Origin of the sequence: Sorangium sp. So ce204, assembly GCF_051526795.1 — a bacterium.
Classification (GTDB): domain Bacteria; phylum Myxococcota_A; class Polyangia; order Polyangiales; family Polyangiaceae; genus Sorangium; species Sorangium cellulosum_B.
Genome location: NZ_CP150317.1, coordinates 4,133,416 through 4,151,985, shown reverse-complemented (window position 1 = coordinate 4,151,985; position 18,570 = coordinate 4,133,416). Strand labels below are relative to the sequence as shown.

Genomic DNA, 18,570 nt, shown 5'->3' with positions numbered 1-18,570 from the left:
GCGCCGGACATCAGGCTCTCGCCCCCTTGCCGCGGTCGTGGACGGTTAGGAACTCCAAAGCGATCCGGAAGTCAAGCGCCACCGTGGCCAGCCGAGCGCAGCGCGAGCGCCGCGCTCCGCGATCACAGGCCGAGATCGAACCGGAACGCCCGCAGCGCCTCCGCGCTCGCGGAGCACCGGAGGCGCTCGTCACGCGGCATCTGCCCGAGCGTGCGCGTGTGCCCGGCCGGGATGAACATCGGCTCCCAGTGGATGCCCTCGTCTCCCCGCCGCTCGACGGCGATCTCGCCGGCGACGCTGCCCGTGTAGACACGCAGCGTCCGGCCGTCGCAATAACACACCTTCTGGACCACGTGCGCCGCGCGCGACTGCCCCGGAGGGATGAGGGAGCAAATCCGGTCCTGCAGCCGCTCCCAGAACGGCATCACGAGCGGTCCCGGGAAGCCGTTCAGGTGCTCGATGAAGAGGCCGCCGTGCTCGACGAAGAGCGGCACGAGGGAGAGCCGGTAGGCGGCGAGGGCCTCCTCGCGTACGACGGTATCGAGATCCGAGGAGAGGATCTGGGGCACGTCGAGCCGGAGGACGCGGAGCGGCGTCGGGGCGTCCTTCCATACATGGGTCATGTCCGCGAGCTTGCGGTGGTTCGAGGAGACGAAATAGACCATGACCATCGCCCTCCCCCGTCCCCTCACCCGTCCAGCGCGTCGAGCAGGTCCACGACGCTCTTCGTCTTGTCGTTCGGGTCGAGCTCGATCACGTCGATGTGCCAGTCCTCGAGCAGCGCCGGCTGGACGAGCCCGGCGCCGAAGGTCGCCCAGTAACCGCGGCGGTTCGAGGCGCGCCTCGCGAGCTCGGGGCTGCCCTCGATGCGCATCTGCTCCATGCGGTACCAGATGTACCGGATGTCGACGTCGCCGAAGCTGTAGCCGAGGAAGAGGAAGCTGTTGCTGAGCAGATCGGCCCGCAGGCGCTGATCGGGCGCCGCCTCGAGCCGGAGGCGGCCGAAGTACTGCGACTCGGTGAGCACCACCGTCTCGGGCCAGTCGAGATCTCCATGAAACTTGATGACGTGGCACGCCCCCTGCGCCGGGCACCACGCGAAGTCGTCGAACCTGGCGAGCGCCACGGCCTCTTTTCCCGCGTCCCGCAGCGCCTCCTCGATGTGGTGCTCGAAGTTGGTCGTGTAGATGGTCGAGAAGTCGCGGCGCGCCAGGGCCTTGTGCTGGCACGAGCTCCTGCGCCGCTCGTCGACCTCGCGCGCGTGGAAGCGCGCGCGCATCTCGGCGATGAAGCTGTCGAGGCCGCCCGCGCACTCGCGGGCGAAGAAGCCCGCGAGCTGCGGGGGCAGGCCGTGCAGCTCGAAGAGCGCCGGCTCGAAGCCGAGCGCGGCGCCCATCCACCCCATCAGCTCCTTCCACATCGGCAGCCGGAGCGGGGCGGAGAAGCCCGCGCCCAGAAAGGGAATGAGGCGACCTTCCCGGTACGCCTGCCGGAGCGGGATCGCCGCTTGCTCGAGCGTGAGTACAGCCATCTTCAGCGAGCGATGGTATCTGCCCGACGACCTCGCGCAACCAGCGCCCGCCGGGCCGGAACGCCTCGCCCCGAGCGGATGTCGGCGCCGATGTCGGCCGGCGCGCAAGGACAGAAGCCGCGGCGCATCAGGACACACGCGGCAGAGCCCGGCGCCGCGGAGGAGGGCGCCGGTCGCGCCTCCCTCTCCACGGCGGCAGAGCGGCGTCGAGCGCGCCCGCTCGCGAGCCGAAGGAGGCGCCCCTGTGTGACGATGGGCGCTGCACCGTCCCTCGGAGCTGCGCCAAGATGGACGCGATCTGCGGGCCGCGCGGAGACGAGCGCTGCTGCGGGAGCCTGGTGGTGCCCGGAGGCACGTTCGATCGGGGCAGCGCCGAGCCGCGCCTGGCGACGGTGAGCGACTTCCGGCTGGATCGATTCGAGGTGACGGTGGGGCGGTTCCGGGCGTTCCTGTCGGAGTACCCGGCGAGCTGGCCAGCGGCGGGGGCAGGAGCGCACCCGAAGATCCCGGACAGCGGGCGGCGCGCCGCGTGGGACGCCAACTTGCCCGTGGACCGGGCGGCGCTGTCGGCGTCGCTGCACTGCGAGAAGCCCTATTTTTCGTGGACCGACGAGGTGGCGGACCTCCAGCCGGGTGGGTCGAGGTCGCCGCGGGGAGACGGGCGGTGGGGACACGCGGATCTGGGGGGAAACGTGTGGGAGTGGGTGCTGGATTCGTTCGCGGCGGACGACCCGATCGCGTGTGATGACTGCGCCGTCCTCACCCCCGACACGAACCACATGATCTGGGGCGGGGGCTGGCGCAGCGGGAAGGAGACATTGCTCACCTCCGCCTTCCAGGAGCGCTCGCCGAAGGGCCACTTCGCCGGCGCGGGGCTGCGGTGCGCGCGGGCGCGGTGATGCGCGCAGCTGGGCATCGCGGCGTCGCGGCGTCGCGGCGTCGCGGGGTCTCGGCGTCGCTGCCGCCGCTCCGCAGAGCGCGCGCCGCCCTTCGGGGTCCCTGGAACCTTGACGCGACAGCCGCCGCGCGCGACCCTCCCGCCGTGTCGGGCACGCTCGCGGACGGAACGGTCTTCGCGCACCGCTATCGCGTGGCGCGCCTCCTCGCCGTGGGCGCGATGGGGTCCGTCTACGAGGTGGTGCACATCGAGACGAACCGCCGCCGGGCGCTGAAGGTGATGCACGCGTACCTCTTCCAGAGCGAGGAGATGCGCAGCCGCTTCAAGCGCGAAGCGCAGATCACGGCGGACATCGAGAGCGAGTACATCGTCGACGTCTTCGACGCGGGCATCGACGAGGCGACGGGCATGCCGTTCCTCGTGATGGAGCTGCTCCGCGGCGAGGAGCTCGGCCTGCGCCTCAAGCGCCTCGGCAGGCTGCCTCCCGGCGAGGTCGCGACGTACCTCCAGCAGACAGCGTCGGCCCTCGACCGGACCCACGCGGCGTCCATCATCCACCGGGATCTCAAGCCGGAGAACCTGTTCGTCACCCAGCGGGACGACGGGACGCCCCGCATGAAGATCCTCGACTTCGGCGTGGCGAAGCTGCTCGCCGAGGGCGGGACGGCGGCCGGCATCACGCGGAGCCTCGGGACGCCCATCTACATGGCGCCCGAGCAGTTCCGCACCGACACGAAGCTCACCAGCGCCGTGGACATCTACGCGCTCGGGATGATCGCGTACACGCTGCTCGTGGGGACGCCGTACTGGAGCCCGGAGGCGCTCAGCGCGAACGACGTGATCGCGTTCGCGCTCGTGGCCGTCCACGGGCCGCAGGAGCCGCCGGTCCACCGGGCGATGTCGCAGCGGGTGGTGCTGCCGCAGGGCTTCGACGGCTGGTTCGCTCGGGCCACGGCCGTCGATCCAGCGGCGCGGTTCCGCCTCGCGAGCGAGGCGGCGCAGGCGCTCTCCGAGCTGCTCGGCCTCGCCCCGGCCAGCAGCGGGCGTTCGCCCCGCCCGACCACGCCGCCCTGGGCCCAGGCGAGCCCCTCGGCGCACGCGCTCGCCACGCCGCCGCCCGCGATCACCGCGCCCGCGATCACCGCGATCACGGCGCCCTCGATGATGCCGCCGGTGGCGACGAGCGTCGGCCCGATGGGGCCGGAGCACCCGTCTCGCTCCCCTGTCGCGCCCCTCGCGGCGACCATGGAGACGTCGGTGACGTCCGTCCCTTCGGGGAACATCCCGCCGATCGCGCCAAACCGAGCCCCGCTCGTCGCCGCCGCCGTCGTCCTCGGGCTCGGGGTGCTCGGCGCAGGGACCTGGCTCCTGATCCGCGCCGGGACCGAGGCCGATCCGGCGGTGGCCGCGCCGCCTCCGGCCGCTGCGCCGGACGCCGGCTCGGCGAGCGCCGCCGCCACCGCTGCGCCGAGCGCCGCCGCCACCGCTGCGCCGAGCGCCGCCGCCACCGCTGCGCCGAGCGCCGCCGCCACCGCTGCGCCGAGCGCCGCCGCCACCGCTGCGCCGAGCGCGACGCCGTCGGCGCCGGCGCCCAGCGCCTCCGCGACGGCGCTCGGCGCGGAGCCCGCCCAGCCCGCGACGAGCGCGAGCGCCAGCGCGAGGCCGGCCGCGCGCGGGGCGGCGGGCGCTCCCCCGAAGGCGACGCCGAGGCCCGCTTCGACCGGGCGGACAGGCGCCGCCGCTCGCCCCAAAGTCCCTTTGCTCGGACGAGATTGAGACCGATGTCCGCCGCGCTGCCGGTCCGACCCTCGCCGGAAGCGGTTGACACCTTCGCCCGTGGATGCCCCAGAACATGACACGTCGCCTGCGCCGGATGGCTCCTCTCGCTCTCGTCCTCTGGCCGCTCGCCGCCGCGACGCCCGCCGCGGCGCAGGACAGCGCGGCCGCGGAGGCCCTCTTCGACCGGGGCCTCGCCGACATGGAGGCGGGCCGGTACGAGGCGGGCTGCGGCGCGATCGCCGAGAGCCATCGGATCGAGCCCAAGCCGGGGGCGCTCTTCACGCTGGCCATCTGCGAGTCGAGGTGGGGCCGCGTCGCGAGCGCGTTCGCGCACTTCGGGGAGTACCTCGCGCTCCACGAGCAGCTGACGCCGGAGCAGAAGCGCCGGCAAGGAGAGCGGCCCAAGGTCGCCCGGGAGGAGCGCGAGAAGCTCGCCCCGCTCGTGCCGGAGCTCGCGCTCTCCCTCCCGCCCGGGGCCCCCGCGGGGACGGTGGTGAAGCGCGACGGCCGCGCGGTGGACAGCGCCGCGCTGGGCGCGAGCGTGCCGGTGGATCCGGGAGAGCACGTCGTGTCGACGCAGGCGCCGGGAGGGCCTGCCCACGAGACGCGGATCCACCTCGCTCACGGCGAGAAGAAGCGCGTCGAGCTTGTGGTGAGCGGCGCCCCGCCGCCGCCCGCCGACGGCCTCTCAGGCCGGCGGGCGGCCGTGTACACGGCCGGCGGCGTCGGCGTCGCGGGGCTCGTGATCGGCGGGGTGACGGGCGCGCTCACGCTCGGCAAGAAGAGCGTCGTCCGCGAGCACTGCGGCAGCAGGATCGGCCTGAGCGACCCGACGGCCTGCGACAAGACGGGCCTGGACGCGGCGGAGAGCGCGAGCACCACCGGGCTCGTGAGCACGATCGGCTTCGGCGTGGGGCTCGCCGGGCTCGGGGCGGCGGCGATCCTCTACCTGACCGAGCCGCAGCAGAGCGACATGACCGCCGGCGCGCCGTCAAGGCGGATCCGCGCAGGGGTGCTCGCGGCAGGCCCGGAGGGGGTCGTGCTCGGGGCGAGCGGGTCGTGGTGACGCGGCGGGGCCGTTCACCTTCGCGACCTTCGCCGCCTCCGCCGCCTCTACCCGCCGGCGCGGAGGCGCGCTAGACCCGCCGCGTGCAGCTCATCCCCGCCATCGATCTCCTCGGAGGCCAGGCCGTGCGCCTCCATCAAGGGCGCTACGATCAGGTCACCGTCTACGACAAGGACCCGGCGGCGCTCGCCGCTCGCCTCCGCCGTGCCTGCGATCGGCTGCACGTGGTCGACCTGGAGGGGGCCCGCGCCGGCCTGCCCGTCCAGGCCGACGCCGTCCGCGCCGTCATCGCGGCCTTCGGCGTGGAGGGCGGCAGCGTGCAGGTGGGCGGCGGCATCCGCTCCGCCGCCGCGGCCGAGAGCTACCTCGCCCTGGGCGCCGATCGCATCGTGCTGGGGACCGCCGCGGTGAACGATCCCGCGCTCGTGCGCGACCTCGCCGGCCGCTTCCCGGGGCGCGTCGTGGTCGCCGTGGACGCCAAGGACGGGCGCGTGGCCGTGCAGGGCTGGGAGCAGGTCTCCTCCGTCACCGCCCTCGACGTCGCCCGCGCGCTCGCCGGCGCCCCCGTCGCGGCGCTCCTCTACACCGACGTCTCCCGCGACGGCACGCAGGTCGGCCCCAACCTGGAAGCCACCCGCGAGCTCGCCGCCTCGTGCGGCTTCCCCGTCCTGGCCTCCGGCGGAGTCGGATCGCTCGCTCACCTGCGCGCGCTCGCGCAGATCCCCGGCGTCAGCGGCGTCATCGTGGGCCGCGCGCTCTACGAGGGGGCCTTCACGCTCGCCGAGGCGATCGAGGCGGCGAGCGCCTGACGGCGTGTGTGCGTTTTCGTGTACGATCCCCCCGACAATGCACGAGCGCGACGACCCACGGCCCTCCACACGCGAAGTCGCGGCGGAGGAGTTCCTGTTCCACCTGCACCGGGGCAGCGAGCTCCTGCAGGACAACCGGGTCCACGCCGCGAAGGCGGAGCTCGAGCGCGCGCTGTCGCTCCAGCCGAGCGATCCCAAGGGGCAAGACCTGCTCGGGATCGTCTACTTCCGGCTGGGGCTCTACCCGCGGGCGATCGCGATCTATGAGCGGCTGATCCAGGCCCACCCGGAGGCGGTCGAGCCGCGCATCAACCTCGCGCTCTCGTACCTCAAGACCGGGCAGCCGGCGCAGGCGCGGTCCGAGCTCGAGAAGGCGCTCGAGCAGAACCCGAAGCACCAGCGCGCGTGGGGCTACCTGGGGCTCGCGTTCCAGCGCATGGGCGACTACGAGCGCGCGAGCCACGCGTTCGCGGCGGGCGGCCACGACGCGATGGCGCGCCGCCTGCTCGACATGACGGGCGGCGGCGCCACGGGCCGCTACCCGATGGAGCCGCCCGACACCGAGGATCAGCCGCCGGTCGAGGCCAAGGCCGAGGTGCAGCGCGCCGCAGGCGAGGCGGTGCAGGCGCTCGATCGCGCCGGCGCGGGCTTCCGGCACGACTCGGATCTGCCGCGCATCCCGTCAGGGACATGGTCGGCCATCGAGCCTGGCCGCGAGATGATGCCGACCATCCCGGCGCCGCCGTCGTTCAAGAGCCTCGGGGCGGACGGCCGCGCGGGGGGCGCGTCGAACCCGCCCGGCCCGGGCAAGGCTCCCGGCCCGAGGGTCGGCGCGGCGCCGACGGTGCCGTCGATGCCGGCCGTGCAGGCGCCGCCGGGAGGGAGCGTGGCCCCGACCGTGCGCCGCAGCACGGTGGCGCCCGAGGAGCCCTCCGCGACGGGCCGCTTCGCGATCGCCGTCGCGGCCGGCGGCGGCGCGCCGGACGCGGCGGCGGCGAGCAAGAAGGCGGCGGGGCGGCCGTCGTCGTCCTCGCTGCCGCCTCCCACGGCGGCGCCCGCCGCGCCGCCGCCGGCCGCGGCGCCGCCGCTGGAGACGCTCTCGGCGCTCGCGCGCGAGCGGCTGCTGGTCTTCCCGCGCGAGGCCGCGGTCACGCGGCACCCGACCGGCGTCGTGCTCGTGCAGTCGACGAAGGGCTTCGTCGCCCGGCTCGACGCGCTGCGCACCATGAGCGTGCACTCCGGGACGGCCACGCACGTGCTGAAGCGGCAGGCGCGCGGGCGCATCTTCGACGAGCCGCTCGGCGGGCCGAGCACGCCCTTCATCGAGATCGGCGGGCGCTGCGAGCTCGTGCTCGGCGCGCCCGAGGGGCGGCGGCTCCACCCGGTGACGCTCGGGGAAGAGTCCATCTACCTGCGCGAGGACGTCCTCGTCGGCTTCGATCTGCCGATCGGCTACGAGAACGGCCGCCTGCCGGCCGGCGAGGGCGAGGCGGTCGCGATGGTGCAGCTCCGCGGCCGCGGCCACATGGTCCTGTCGGTGCCCGAGCGCGCCGCCGCGCTGGAGATCACCCCGTCGCGGCCGACGTCGACGCGCGCGACCGCGGTGCTCGGGTGGATGGGCCGGCTCCTGCCGCGCACGCTGCCCGCCTCCGAGGCGCCTGGAGGGATGCAGGGCTTCGTGACGTTCGGCGGAGAGGGGATGGTCCTCGTCGATGGTCGCTAGCGCGGGCACGTCCCTGCGGGGCATCAAGGCGCAGCGGCGGCGCACGCTCTGGGAAGACGCGCGGAACCTCCCGAACCTGCTCACGTTCGCCCGGATCCTCATGATCCCGGCCGTCCTCTTGCTCCTGTCGAGGGGCGCGCCGCGGGACTGCTTCTGGGCCGCGGGCGTCTACTCGCTCGCGGCGATCACCGACATGCTCGACGGCTACCTGGCGCGGCGGCAGGGCCTCGTGAGCGTGCTCGGCAAGTTCCTCGATCCGCTCGCCGACAAGCTCATCGTCGCCGCCACGCTCGTGTGGCTCGTGCCGATGGGCCGGATCCCGGCGTGGGCGGTGGTGCTGCTCATCTCGCGCGAGATCACGATCACGGCGCTCCGCTCCATCGCCTCGACCGAGGGGCTCGTCATCGCGGCCGGCGACGGCGGGAAGATCAAGACAGCGCTGCAGATGATCGGGATCGTCTGCCTGATCCTCGGCTACCCGTACCACATCCACCTCGGCGTCGACTTCGGAGAGGTCGACGTGGTGCACGTCGGACGGCTGCTCATCTATCTATCGCTCGTCTTCTCGATCACGAGCGCCGCGCAGTACATGGGCCTGTTCATCGACGCCATCGACGCCAAGAACCGGCCTACCCCTCCGCAGTAGATGGGCAATAGGCAAGCCCGGCTGGTTCTGCTAGACCAGCGCGCGTGAAAGCCCCGAAGACATCGCGCAACGCGTTGCGCCCCGCGCTCCTCCTGGCCGCGCTCGCCGCGGCGATCGTCGCCTCCGCCGCGAGCTGCAGCCAGCAGCGAGAGGGCGAGCCCTGCGAGATCACGAACGGCAACGATGACTGCGCCGATGGCCTCGTGTGCATGGGCATCGGTCAGCAGCAGCAACAACATCGTTGCTGCAGACCGAATGTGATCACGCAGGTCTGCGATCCCAACCAGAATCCGACGACGAGCAGCGCGAGCGGCACGGGCGGCGGCGGTGGGACTGGCGGCAACGGGACTGCCGGGGGCGGCGGTACAGGCGAGGGCGGAAGCGGCGGTGGTACGGGCGGCGCCGGTGGTACGGGCGGCGCCGGTGGTACGGGCGGCGCCGGTGGTACGGGCGGCGCCGGCGGCGCCGGTGGCGGCACCGGCGGCGCGGGCGGCACCGGCGGCGCAGGCGGGCGCTAGAACAGCGATCATGTTGAAACCCGGAGAATTTTCACAGGGAGGCGAGGAGGCGGGGAGGAAGAAAAAAAATGAATTTCTCCCTCTTGCCGTCTCTCGCTCCCCGCCTCCCCGCCTCCCTGTGAAATTTCTGCTTTTTCTCGGGGTTTCAACCCGTTTGTCGTTCTAGCGCAGCGAAGGCAGCCCTCGCGCATCACCCCCAGAGAAGCGACAGGCGCGAGCGCTCCAGGCCTCGCGCTTGCGTGGAGGGCAGGCGCCACGGCGGCGCGCGCCGATGCGCCGCCCGCCGCGTGACGCCAGCGGCCTCAGGCCGTCACTTCAGCCCAGCGCGCGACGCGCCCGCGCACGCCGCCTGAGCACGGCAGCTCCGGCGAGCGCGACCCCGGCGAGCGCCGTCCACGGCGCGACGGGCGCGCTCGGCTCGCCGGCGCGGCAAGCGCACCCCACGACCGTCTCCGGTTCGGGATCCTCGACCGGATCCGTCGGATCCGGCGTCGCGCCGCCCGCGGAGCCGGCGGGCTCCGGCTCGACGGGCTCCGTCGGATCGACCGGCGGCTCCACCCCGAGATCTTCGCTCTCCACCGTCACGGACGAGGACGGGCAGTTCTTGTGACCGATCACCAGGTAGTACGTCTGCGCGGGATCGAACGGCGGATCGGAGGTCTCGTCGATGACGATCTCACCGCTCGTCTCCGTGATCCCATCGACGCTGTAATCGTATTTCGTGGCCTCCGGCAGGAGCTCGCCCAGCGTGAAGCCGACGTGCCGGCCGGCCCTCACGTAGATGCTCCACTCGACGTCGTTGCCGCGGTCGGGATCGAGATCCACGGTGAAGCGGACGCCCTTCGCGGCCCCATCCGGCTTGCTCTTGAAGTGGAAGAGGCTCTGCAGGCTGAGCTGCGAGCGATAATCCGCGCACGACGCCCCCGAGCCGAAGACCAGCGAGTCGATCCCGAACATGTTCGTCGTCTGCGACTTGCCCCCGCTCAGATCGAGCACCTCCTCGCAGTCGTCGAGGCCCCGGCTCTCGATCAGCGCGTCGACGGCGCCGGCGTCCGCCTCCGTGAGCTCGCCGGCGGTCACCAGCTTGCCGGTCGCCCGCTTCAGCGCCTTGGCGAAATCGCCGAACGAGGCGTTGGGGGTCAGCAGCGTCACCGTGCCCCAGACGAGCTTGTCGCCCACCTTGGCCCCGAATTTCTCGCGCAAGGACCACGCGAGGCTGCCGATCAGCTCGCCATCCTCGTGCACCTCGCCCACCAGATCGCCGGGGCACGTCTTGGTGTCCTTCGCGAGGTCGCGCGCCATGCCGAAGGGCGCCAGCGTCGCCTCGCCGAGCGTGGAGTCGCCGTTCACGGTGCAGGCGAAATAGTCCGCGATGCCCTCATCGATGCTGCCGGCCCAGGGGGAGAGCCCATATTCGTTGATCGCGAACTGCCCCCCATTGTAGCCGACCGCGTTGGCGGAGACATAATGGGTGAACTCGTGGAGGAACACGTCGGAGTCGTCCGAGAAGTCGAAGAACGACCCCTGGCCGATGGCGATGAGGTTCGGCGCGCGGAACGGCTCGCCCACGCCCTCTCCCGAGAAGAAGGCGTTGTCCATCGGCCGGCCCGCCTCCAGCATGTTGGCGACCGCGACGAGCTTCCAGCCAGGCGCCCCCATGTCGATCTGGTGGGTCGACACGAAGTAATCGCGCATCCGGGTGAGGTGGTAATAGATGCCGACCTGCGCGAACTGGTCGTGCGCATCGTCCGCGCTCGTGGGCGGATCGTAGAGGAAGTCCTCCCCTGCGTTCGGCTCGACGCTCTGCTCCACGGTGAGCGGGACGCCGGCGGCGAGGTCGCCATCCACGTAATTCACCACCTTGAAGTTGCCGTTCCAGCCGCTCAAGGTCTGGGGATCCGCCGCGTCGAGGCCGCTGAGCTCGAGATCCTGGACCTCGGGCGTGACCGCCGAGCTGATGGGGTAAACGCGCCCTCGCGCGTGCACGGCCAGCGAGCGCCTGTGGACGAGCTTGCCTGTGTGCGCGTCGACGAGGTAGCGCTCCCCGCCGCGATCCGACCGGACATCGACGACCCAGACGAGCTTGCCGCCCGTCTCCGCCTCGGGAAACACCGCGAGCGCCGCGTTCGGCCGCTCCGCGAGCGTCATCCCGTAGGCCGCCTCGACCGCGCGCCGCGCGGCCTCCTCCCCGTGAGTCGGCGTCGTCGCGACCGACAGGTCCCGCGCCACGTCGAGCACCACGACCTCCGCGCGGTTCTCCCGGGTGAGATCGATCGCCACCGCGGCGCCGAGCACCGGCAGTCCGGCGTGGACCTGCCCGAACCGGACGGTGCGGTGATCGCCATCCACGAGCTCGCTCTGGTAACGCAGCGAGACACCCTCGAGGCGGAGGTCTGAAGCGGCGTGCTTCAGCGCCGCCTCCGCCGCGCCCCGCGCGCCATCCGTGCCGCGGAAGGACAGCGCCGCTCCTGGCGAGCCCTGCCGAAGCGTGTGCCACTCCGACGCGGCGGCGGGCCCCGCAGCGGCCAAGGCTGCGAGTGCGGTCAACGGAAGAAAGAGCGGCAGTCGTCTCATGGGTTCATCTCTCCGGCTGGATTTCTGCTGGCTTTCTGCAAGCAGCGCTCGCGTGAGGCGCGGCAGGGCCGGACCGACGAGCGCGACCAACGTAACGAGTTGCGTTGGCTCATCAAGGAGAAGCGACGCGACGTCCTCGCGGAAAATCAAGGAGTTGTGGCCGTGATTGCCTCGTTACGTGACCTCCCTGGTCAACCTGCGTGGTATGTCTCCGGCACCTTCAACGCAGGCTCCCGTGGCTCTCTCTGAAACAAACACCTCCATTGGATTCCCGGCGACGTTCGCCCCGAGCGACATCGTCTCCGCCTGTCCCCCGTGCCCCGCCGGTCCCTCCGGTGCGCCGCTGCCCGGCAGGGTTCGCGTCGGCGGCCGCGTGCTCGAGGTCGCGGAGGGCGCGGTCGTCCTCGGCGACGCGTTCGGCGCGCTGCGCGTCGCGCTCGAGGGCGCGCTCGCGCCGCCGCTCGAGGTCGGTGATCTCGCGATCGTCGAGGGCGCGCCGGCGCCGACCGACTGCGCGCTCGCGTCCGCGCGGCTCGTCGAGCGGATCGCGCCCCGGAGGCCGCCGCGGGCGCGCGCGGGCGCCGCGGCGCCGCCGTCGAGCGAGACGGAGCGCGCGATCCATCGCGGGCGCGGCGCGGCGCTCGCCCGGCGCGCGGCGGCGCTCGGCGCGGTGCGGGCGCTGTTCGCCGAGCGCGGCTTCCTCGAGGTGGAGACGCCGAGCATGGTCCCCTCCCCCGGGCTCGACCTGCACCTCGACGCGTTCGCGGTGCAGGCGGCGCGCCCGACGTTCCTGATCACGAGCCCGGAGTACCAGATGAAGCGGCTGCTCTCGGGGGGCGTCCCGCGCTGCTTCCAGCTCGCGCGCTGCTTCCGGCGCGGGGAGCTCGGGGACAGGCACAACCCGGAGTTCACGATGCTCGAATGGTACCGCGCCTTCGCCGGCGTGGACGAGGTGATGGCCGACACCGAGGCGATCGTGCAGCGCGTCGCGGGCGCGCTCGGCGCGGAGGGCACGATCTCGACGTCCGGCAAGCAGGTACGTTTGGAGCGGCCGTTCCCGCGGATCTCGATCGGCGAGGCGTTCGCGCGCTGGGCGGGCGTGCCCGCGGACGACGCGATCGCGCTCGCGTCGAGCGACGAGGAGCGGTTCTTCCGCCTGCTCGTGGACGCGGTGGAGCCGGCGATCGCCGCGCTGCCCCACCCGGTGTTCCTCGTCGATTTCCCCGCGCCGTTCGCGTCGCTCGCGCGGCTCAAGCCGGGCGATCCGCGGATCTGCGAGCGGTTCGAGCTGTATGTCGCGGGCGTCGAGCTCTGCAACGGCTTCGGCGAGCTCACCGACCCGGTCGAGCAGCGCGCGCGGCTCCTCGCCGATCAGGCGGCGCGGGCCGCCCAGGGCAAGCCGGTCTATCCGATCGACGAGCGCTTCCTCGACGCGCTCGAGGAGGGGATGCCGCCCGCGGCGGGCAACGCGCTCGGGGTCGATCGCCTCGTCGCGCTGTGCCTCGGCGCCCCGTCGATCGGCGACGTCCTCGCGTTCCCTCACGGCTGGCTGTGACCGGCGCGGGGGTCCCCGACGGCGACGCGCGCCTCTCCCCGGAGGTCCTGTCGCAGCTCGCCCGCAAGTACCTCACCCTCGCGGAGCTCCGGCGCGCGCGGGCGGCCGGGGAGCCGATCCCGGGCAAGGAGGTGTTCCGCGCGCTCGCGGGGGAGTTTCCCGGCGCGCTGAACGAGCTCGACAACCTGCCCCTCGACGAGATCGAGCGGCGCCGCGACGCGCTCTCACGGGCCCTCGCCGGGGGCCCGGAGGAGCGCTGGATGGCGTGGATGCACGGCTATCACACGCTGATGCGGGCGGCGCTCTACGTGAAGATCCGCGTCGCGCGTCGTGAGGAGCTGTCCGACGTCGCCGCGGCGGCGCTCGCGGAGCGGGCGGCGAGGCACGCCGGCACCGCCGTCGACGTCGCGTTCGTGATCGCCGTCAGGGCGCCGCCGGACGGCCGGCTGAACCGCCTCGTCCTCGGCCGGCTCGCGACGACGTTCGGCGCGTCGATGGCGGAGATCCGGGGGACGATCTTCCCGCGGCGGCGGGCGGCGGGTGGCTGAAGCGCCGCGCGCTCGGGTGGGCGCGCGGCGCTGGCCGGCCGAGTGCGCGGTGGGTGGCCCGCTGGACGGTCAAGAGGCCGTGGCTGTGAGCCACATCGAAAGATCGGCTGCGGAGAGGTCGAGCACCACGTCGCCCACCTTCTCCGGGCCTTCTGCGTGCAGGCGCTCGTGGAGCCGGCTTCGCTCCGCTGCGGAGAGCGGGCGCCCCAGTCGCCGCTCGACCTGGTGCGCGAGCAGCGCGAGGCCCTTCTCCAGCCCCTTTTCTAGGCCCTTCTCCAGCCCTTCCTTGAGCCCGGCCGCCTTGCCTTCCCTGTAAATCGAGTTCTGCATCACGACCTCCCGCGGCAGCAGCGACTTTACCACGTCGGCGAGACCCCGCTCACGCGTGTCTGCTTCGGCCAGGGCCACCATCGCTGCTCCGAGCTCCCCGAACTGACGCTCGCCGGAGCAGGCCCGGAGCTCCTCGATTACCTGGTTCAGCTTGCTGCGATCCGCATCCGCTGCCAGCGGCGTAAAGATCAGCCAGAACGGGCTTCCCCGCGCCGCCAGCTCGGCCACCGTCCGCTGATAGACTGCCTCGATACGGAGCTGCACGCCGGAGAACGGCTCGTCCGGTGACGATGTCCGATACGCGCCGTGCGTCGGCCACGGCGCTTCCCGGCCAGAAAGGACCACCACCACGCTGTCGATCGGCGTGGGTTGCCGAGCCGGGGCGCCCTCGCTCGCCCGCGCCTCGTCCGCCACCGCCAGCGCCGTCAGGCAATGGTACTCGAACACGCGGAACGGAATTTCCTCGCTCATCGCCAGCGTCCACTCGGCGTGGAGCAGCCGCCGCTCGCCGCCCACCTTCACGGCGAGCGCCCGATCGAGCCGCCGCTGGCGGCCGGTGACCTGCGTGTCGACCCAGCCCAGCGGCTCGATGGGCCCGGCCGCGCCGAGCAGAGCGCGCGCGACGTCGTGCGGGAATTGCCGCGATACGTGGCGGAGGATCAGATCGACGTCGTCCTGCTCGTCGTCCTGTCTCGTGTTCTCCTTTCGACGCCTGCGGCCTCGCTTGCCCATGTCGACGGACCGTCCTCCTGCACCTCGAACATCGGCGCGAGCCCGCCGCAGTTGCGCGGGCGCCTAGCGCCCCCGTGACGGGCTCCGGCCATCGGCTAAGCTCCGCGCCCGATGGAACGTCTCTTCTTCCTGCTCTCGGGCGTTTACGGGTTCCTCGCGGTGGCGCTCGGCGCCTTCGGCGCCCACGGGCTCAAGGCGACGCTCGACGCGGACGCGGACGGCGCGCTGCGCCTCTCCTGGTGGCAAACGGGCGCCCAGTACCACCTCGCCCACGCGCTCGCGCTGGCGCTCGCCGCCCACCTCGCCGCGCGCACCGGCGGCGTCGCGGCGACCGTCGCCGGCTTCTGCTTCGCGGGCGGCGTGCTCCTCTTCTCCGGCAGCCTCTACGTGATGACCGTGACCGGCGTCCGCGTCCTCGGCATGGTCACGCCGCTCGGCGGGCTGCTCCTGCTCGCGGGCTGGGGCGCGGTGGCCGTGGCCGCGCTCGGGATGGCGAAGGGCTGAGGCGCCCGGCGGCGGGCGCCGCCGCGCCTACGTCGTCCTGCGCGCGAAGAGCCGGCCGAACCGCGCCGACGCGCGCTCGCGGAGGGATGCCACGCGGGACCGGACCCGCCCCCAGCGCTCGCTGCGCGCGAGATCGTCGAGCAGCGAGTACGAGACCGGCGTGACGATCAGGGTGAGCAGCAGGCTCAGGGACTGGCCGCCGATGACCACGACGGCGATCGTCTGGCGCTCCTCGGCCCCGGGCCCCGTGCCCAGCCAGAGCGGGAGCATGCCCGCGACCAGGGCCAGCGTGGTCATCAGGATGGGCCGCAGCCGATCGCGGTTCGCCTGGAGGATCGCCTCCTCGCGCGGCACGCCCTCGCTCCGCAGCTTGTTCATGTGGTCGACCTGGAGGATCGAGTTCTTCTTCACCACGCCGAACAGCACGAGGAAGCCGAGCGCAGAGTACAGGTTCAGCGTGTTCCCGGTCGCCCACAGGCTGAGCAGCGCGAACGGCACCGACAGCGGCAGCGAGAGCAGGATCGTCACCGGGTGCACGAGGCTCTCGAACTGCGACGCCAGGATCATGTACATGAGCACGATCGAGAGGAGGAACGCCCAGATGAACTCGCCGAACGTGCGCTCGAGCTCCGCGCCGCGGCCGCGCACGCTCGTCGTGTACGCCGCGGGCATGTCCATCTCCCGGGCGGCGCCGCGCAGCGCCTCCAGCCGGTCGGCCAGCGCGTAGCCGGGGGCGACGCCGGCGCGCAGGCTCGACACCCGCTGGCGATCGAGCCGGTCGATGCGCGACGGGCTCCTCGCCTCCTCGATGCGCACCAGGTTGTCGAGGCGCACAAGGTCGCCCCGGAGCAACGGCGTCCCGGCCGAGGGCGCCGCCGCGCCGCCGGCGCCGCCGGCGCCGCCCGGCTGCGGCGCGGCCTGCGCGCGCGCCGTCCGGGGCACGTACAGGCGGCGGACGGCCGCCACCCGATCGCGATCCTCCTCCATGAGGCGCAGCTGCACGTCGTAGTTCTCGTTCTCGGCCTCGTCCCGGAAGCGCGAGACCGCCTGATCTCCGCCCACCATCAGGCGCAGCGCGGTCGCGATGTCCTGCGTCCGGACCCCGAGCTGCGCCGCGCGATCGCGCTCGATGAGCACCCGGAGCTCCGGCCGGTCGATCTTCAGCGTCACGTCGGCGTCCACGATGCCGCCGAGCTGCGCGGAGCGCTCGCGGAGCTCGTTCGCATAACGCTCGAGCTGCTCGATGTCGGGGCCCTGGATCGCGAAGTCGATCTCGAAGTTCCCGCCGCCGATGTTGAACGACGGCACGTTGCGCACCGAGATCCGGAGATCGGAGTACTTGCGCAGCTTGCGCCGCACCTCCTGCATCACGTCCTTCTGCGAGTAGTTGTCCTTGAAGGCGCGCCACGGATGGCCGGAGAACGTCTCCCGGAGCAGCCGTGTCAGGGAGAACGTGCGCTCGTCGTGCGGGGCGATCCGCACGAAGGCCTCGCCCGCGCTGACGCCGCCCACGAAGCCGCCGCCCGCGGTGGCGAGCACGCTCCGCACCCCGCGCACCCCGCGGACGTCGTCGCTGATCTGCCGCATCACGTCGTCCATCGCGCCGATGCTCGCGCTGAGCGGGGCCGTGACGCGGATCTCGAACTGCGCGTCGTCCGCGCCCGAGGGGATGTACTCCTGCTTCACGAGGCCGTAGAGCGGCACGGCCGACGCCATCACCAGCGCGCCCGAGACGGCGACGAGCGCCCGGTGCCGCATCGCGAACGCGAGGGCGCGCGTGTACCTGGCCTCGAGCCTCCCGTAGAAGCCCTCCCGCGTCACCGCCCCGCCCCCGCCGCCGTGCGCTCCCGCCTCCCCCGCCCCGTGCGCGCGGGCGCCCTCCTCGCGGAGCAGGCGCGCGCTCATCATCGGGGTCAGCGTGAAGCTGACGAGCAGGCTCACGAGGATCGCGACCGTGGCCGTGATCCCGAACTGGAACAGGAACCGCCCCGAGATCGACGACATGAACGAGACGGGGACGAAGATGACGACGAGCGACAGCGTCGTCGCGAGCACGGCGAGCCCGATCTCCTGCGTCGCGGCCCTGGCCGCCTCGAAGGAGTCCATCTTCTTCTCCTCGACGAAGCGGAAGATGTTCTCGAGGACGACGATGGCGTCGTCGATGACGATGCCCACCATCAGCACGAGCGCCAGCATCGTCACGCTGTTCAGCGTGAAGTCGAGCAGCCACATCATGCCGAACGTCGCGACGACCGACGTCGGGATCGCGACGCCCGCGATGATCGTGGACCGCCACGACCGCATGAAGAGCAGGACCACCGCGCACGCCAGGATGCTGCCGAGGACGAGGTGCACGTTGATCTCGTGCAGCGCCGTGTAGATGTAGCCCGACTGATCGCGGATCACCTCTAGTCGCACGTCCTCGGGCATCTGCTCGGACAGCTTCGCCAGGTTCGCCTTCACGGCCTCGATCACCGCGACGGTGTTGGCGCCCGACTGCCGCACGACGTCGAGGACGACGGTGGGCTTGCCGTCGAGGCGGGCCAGCGACCGCTGCTCGTAGGTGCCGTCCTCGGCGCGGCCGATGTCGCGCACCCGGACGGGCCGCCCGTCGACGGTGGCGACGACCAGGTCGTTGAACGCGCCCGCGTCCTCGATGCGGCCCATCGTGCGCAGCGTCCGCTCCTCCTCCTTCCCCGTGACGTTGCCCGCGGGGATGTTCGCGTTCTGCTGCACGATCGCGTCGCGGACGGCGGTGATCGGCAGGCCGTACGCGGCGAGGCGATCGGCGTTCAGCCAGATCTTGATGGCGCGCTGCTGCCCGCCCACGACGCGCACCTCGCCGACGCCCGACGACCGCTCGAGCTGCACCCGCACGAGCTTGTCGGCCACCTCGGTGAGCTCCCGGATCGAGCGATCGGCCGAGAGGGCGATCGACATGACAGGGGTCGAGTCGTTGTCCTGCTTCGCGATGACGGGCGGATCGGTGCCCACCGGGAGGCGGCGCAGCGCCGCCTGCACGCGATCGCGGACGTCCTGCGCCGCCGAGTCGATGTCCCGGTCGAGGTTGAAGGTGGCGACGACGACGGAGGTGCCGCCCGTCGAGATCGAGCGGAGCTCGGCGATCCCCTCGACGGTGTTGACCGCCGCCTCGATCTCCTCGGAGATCTCCGACTCGACGTCCTCGGGCGCGCCGCCGGGGAGCGTGGTGCGGACCGAGACCGTCGGCAGGTCCACGGCGGGGAAGCGATCCACGCCCAGCTTGAAGTAGGCCACGGCGCCGACCACCACGAGGGCGAGCGTCAGCATGGCGGCGAAGACGGGCCGCTGGATGCAGATCCTGGCGAGCGCTTGCAC

General features: G+C 72.6%; 16 protein-coding genes. 11 read left to right on the top strand and 5 right to left on the bottom strand.

Annotated elements, in window-relative coordinates:
- Window positions 1-122: 122 nt before the first annotated feature.
- The gene (locus tag WMF22_RS15530) at window positions 123-671 is read right to left on the bottom strand and encodes a non-canonical purine NTP pyrophosphatase (RefSeq protein WP_438036240.1); all 549 of its coding nucleotides are present in this window, start codon (window positions 669-671) and stop codon (window positions 123-125) included.
- Window positions 672-688: 17 nt separating this feature from the next.
- On the bottom strand, window positions 689-1,531 hold the full coding sequence (locus tag WMF22_RS15525) for an SIR2 family NAD-dependent protein deacylase (protein ID WP_438036239.1): 843 nt from the start codon (window positions 1,529-1,531) through the stop codon (window positions 689-691).
- Between the two features lie 287 nt (window positions 1,532-1,818).
- Here WMF22_RS15525 and WMF22_RS15520 point away from each other — a divergent pair, with 287 nt between their 5' ends.
- From WMF22_RS15520 to WMF22_RS15490, 7 genes are all read left to right on the top strand, one after another.
- A complete protein-coding gene (locus tag WMF22_RS15520; RefSeq protein ID WP_438036238.1) occupies window positions 1,819-2,430 on the top strand; it encodes a formylglycine-generating enzyme family protein in 612 nt (203 codons plus the stop codon).
- Between the two features lie 143 nt (window positions 2,431-2,573).
- Window positions 2,574-4,205, top strand: coding sequence for a protein kinase domain-containing protein (locus tag WMF22_RS15515; RefSeq protein WP_438036237.1), 1,632 nt, complete (start codon window positions 2,574-2,576; stop codon window positions 4,203-4,205).
- Window positions 4,206-4,302: 97 nt separating this feature from the next.
- The gene (locus WMF22_RS15510) at window positions 4,303-5,274 is read left to right on the top strand and encodes a hypothetical protein (RefSeq protein WP_438036236.1); all 972 of its coding nucleotides are present in this window, start codon (window positions 4,303-4,305) and stop codon (window positions 5,272-5,274) included.
- A gap of 83 nt (window positions 5,275-5,357) precedes the next feature.
- Window positions 5,358-6,083: a 1-(5-phosphoribosyl)-5-[(5-phosphoribosylamino)methylideneamino]imidazole-4-carboxamide isomerase gene (gene hisA / locus WMF22_RS15505; protein WP_438036235.1), complete on the top strand. Its 726-nt coding sequence runs from the start codon at window positions 5,358-5,360 to the stop codon at window positions 6,081-6,083.
- Window positions 6,084-6,120: 37 nt separating this feature from the next.
- The gene (locus WMF22_RS15500) at window positions 6,121-7,806 is read left to right on the top strand and encodes a tetratricopeptide repeat protein (protein WP_438036234.1); all 1,686 of its coding nucleotides are present in this window, start codon (window positions 6,121-6,123) and stop codon (window positions 7,804-7,806) included.
- Window positions 7,796-8,452 (top strand): CDP-diacylglycerol--glycerol-3-phosphate 3-phosphatidyltransferase, encoded by a 657-nt coding sequence (pgsA, locus tag WMF22_RS15495; RefSeq protein WP_437299845.1) that lies wholly within the window; start codon window positions 7,796-7,798, stop codon window positions 8,450-8,452. The genes WMF22_RS15500 and pgsA overlap by 11 nt, the downstream gene beginning before the upstream one ends.
- Before the next feature lie 44 nt (window positions 8,453-8,496).
- A complete protein-coding gene (locus WMF22_RS15490; RefSeq protein WP_438036233.1) occupies window positions 8,497-8,970 on the top strand; it encodes a hypothetical protein in 474 nt (157 codons plus the stop codon).
- A gap of 315 nt (window positions 8,971-9,285) precedes the next feature.
- Here WMF22_RS15490 and WMF22_RS15485 read toward each other — a convergent pair whose 3' ends face one another.
- On the bottom strand, window positions 9,286-11,544 hold the full coding sequence (locus tag WMF22_RS15485; RefSeq protein ID WP_438036232.1) for an MYXO-CTERM sorting domain-containing protein: 2,259 nt from the start codon (window positions 11,542-11,544) through the stop codon (window positions 9,286-9,288).
- Window positions 11,545-11,917: 373 nt separating this feature from the next.
- Between WMF22_RS15485 and epmA the strand changes: the two genes are divergently transcribed.
- Entirely contained in the window at window positions 11,918-13,099 is a 1,182-nt protein-coding gene (gene epmA, locus WMF22_RS15480) for an EF-P lysine aminoacylase EpmA (protein ID WP_438036231.1), read from the top strand.
- On the top strand, window positions 13,096-13,647 hold the full coding sequence (locus WMF22_RS15475) for a hypothetical protein (RefSeq protein ID WP_437299841.1): 552 nt from the start codon (window positions 13,096-13,098) through the stop codon (window positions 13,645-13,647). The genes epmA and WMF22_RS15475 overlap by 4 nt, the downstream gene beginning before the upstream one ends.
- A gap of 69 nt (window positions 13,648-13,716) precedes the next feature.
- Here the strand turns inward: WMF22_RS15475 and WMF22_RS15470 are convergent, their stop codons facing one another.
- The gene (locus WMF22_RS15470; protein ID WP_438036230.1) at window positions 13,717-14,499 is read right to left on the bottom strand and encodes a hypothetical protein; all 783 of its coding nucleotides are present in this window, start codon (window positions 14,497-14,499) and stop codon (window positions 13,717-13,719) included.
- Here WMF22_RS15470 and WMF22_RS15465 point away from each other — a divergent pair.
- Together WMF22_RS15465 and WMF22_RS15460 are read left to right on the top strand one after the other, a co-directional pair.
- Window positions 14,467-14,787: a hypothetical protein gene (locus tag WMF22_RS15465; RefSeq protein WP_438036229.1), complete on the top strand. Its 321-nt coding sequence runs from the start codon at window positions 14,467-14,469 to the stop codon at window positions 14,785-14,787. The two genes, WMF22_RS15470 and WMF22_RS15465, sit on opposite strands and share 33 nt — an antisense overlap.
- Before the next feature lie 33 nt (window positions 14,788-14,820).
- Window positions 14,821-15,213: a DUF423 domain-containing protein gene (locus WMF22_RS15460; RefSeq protein WP_438036228.1), complete on the top strand. Its 393-nt coding sequence runs from the start codon at window positions 14,821-14,823 to the stop codon at window positions 15,211-15,213.
- Window positions 15,214-15,240: 27 nt separating this feature from the next.
- On the opposite strand, the gene WMF22_RS15455 is transcribed toward WMF22_RS15460, so the two are convergent.
- Entirely contained in the window at window positions 15,241-18,570 is a 3,330-nt protein-coding gene (locus WMF22_RS15455; protein ID WP_437299838.1) for an efflux RND transporter permease subunit, read from the bottom strand.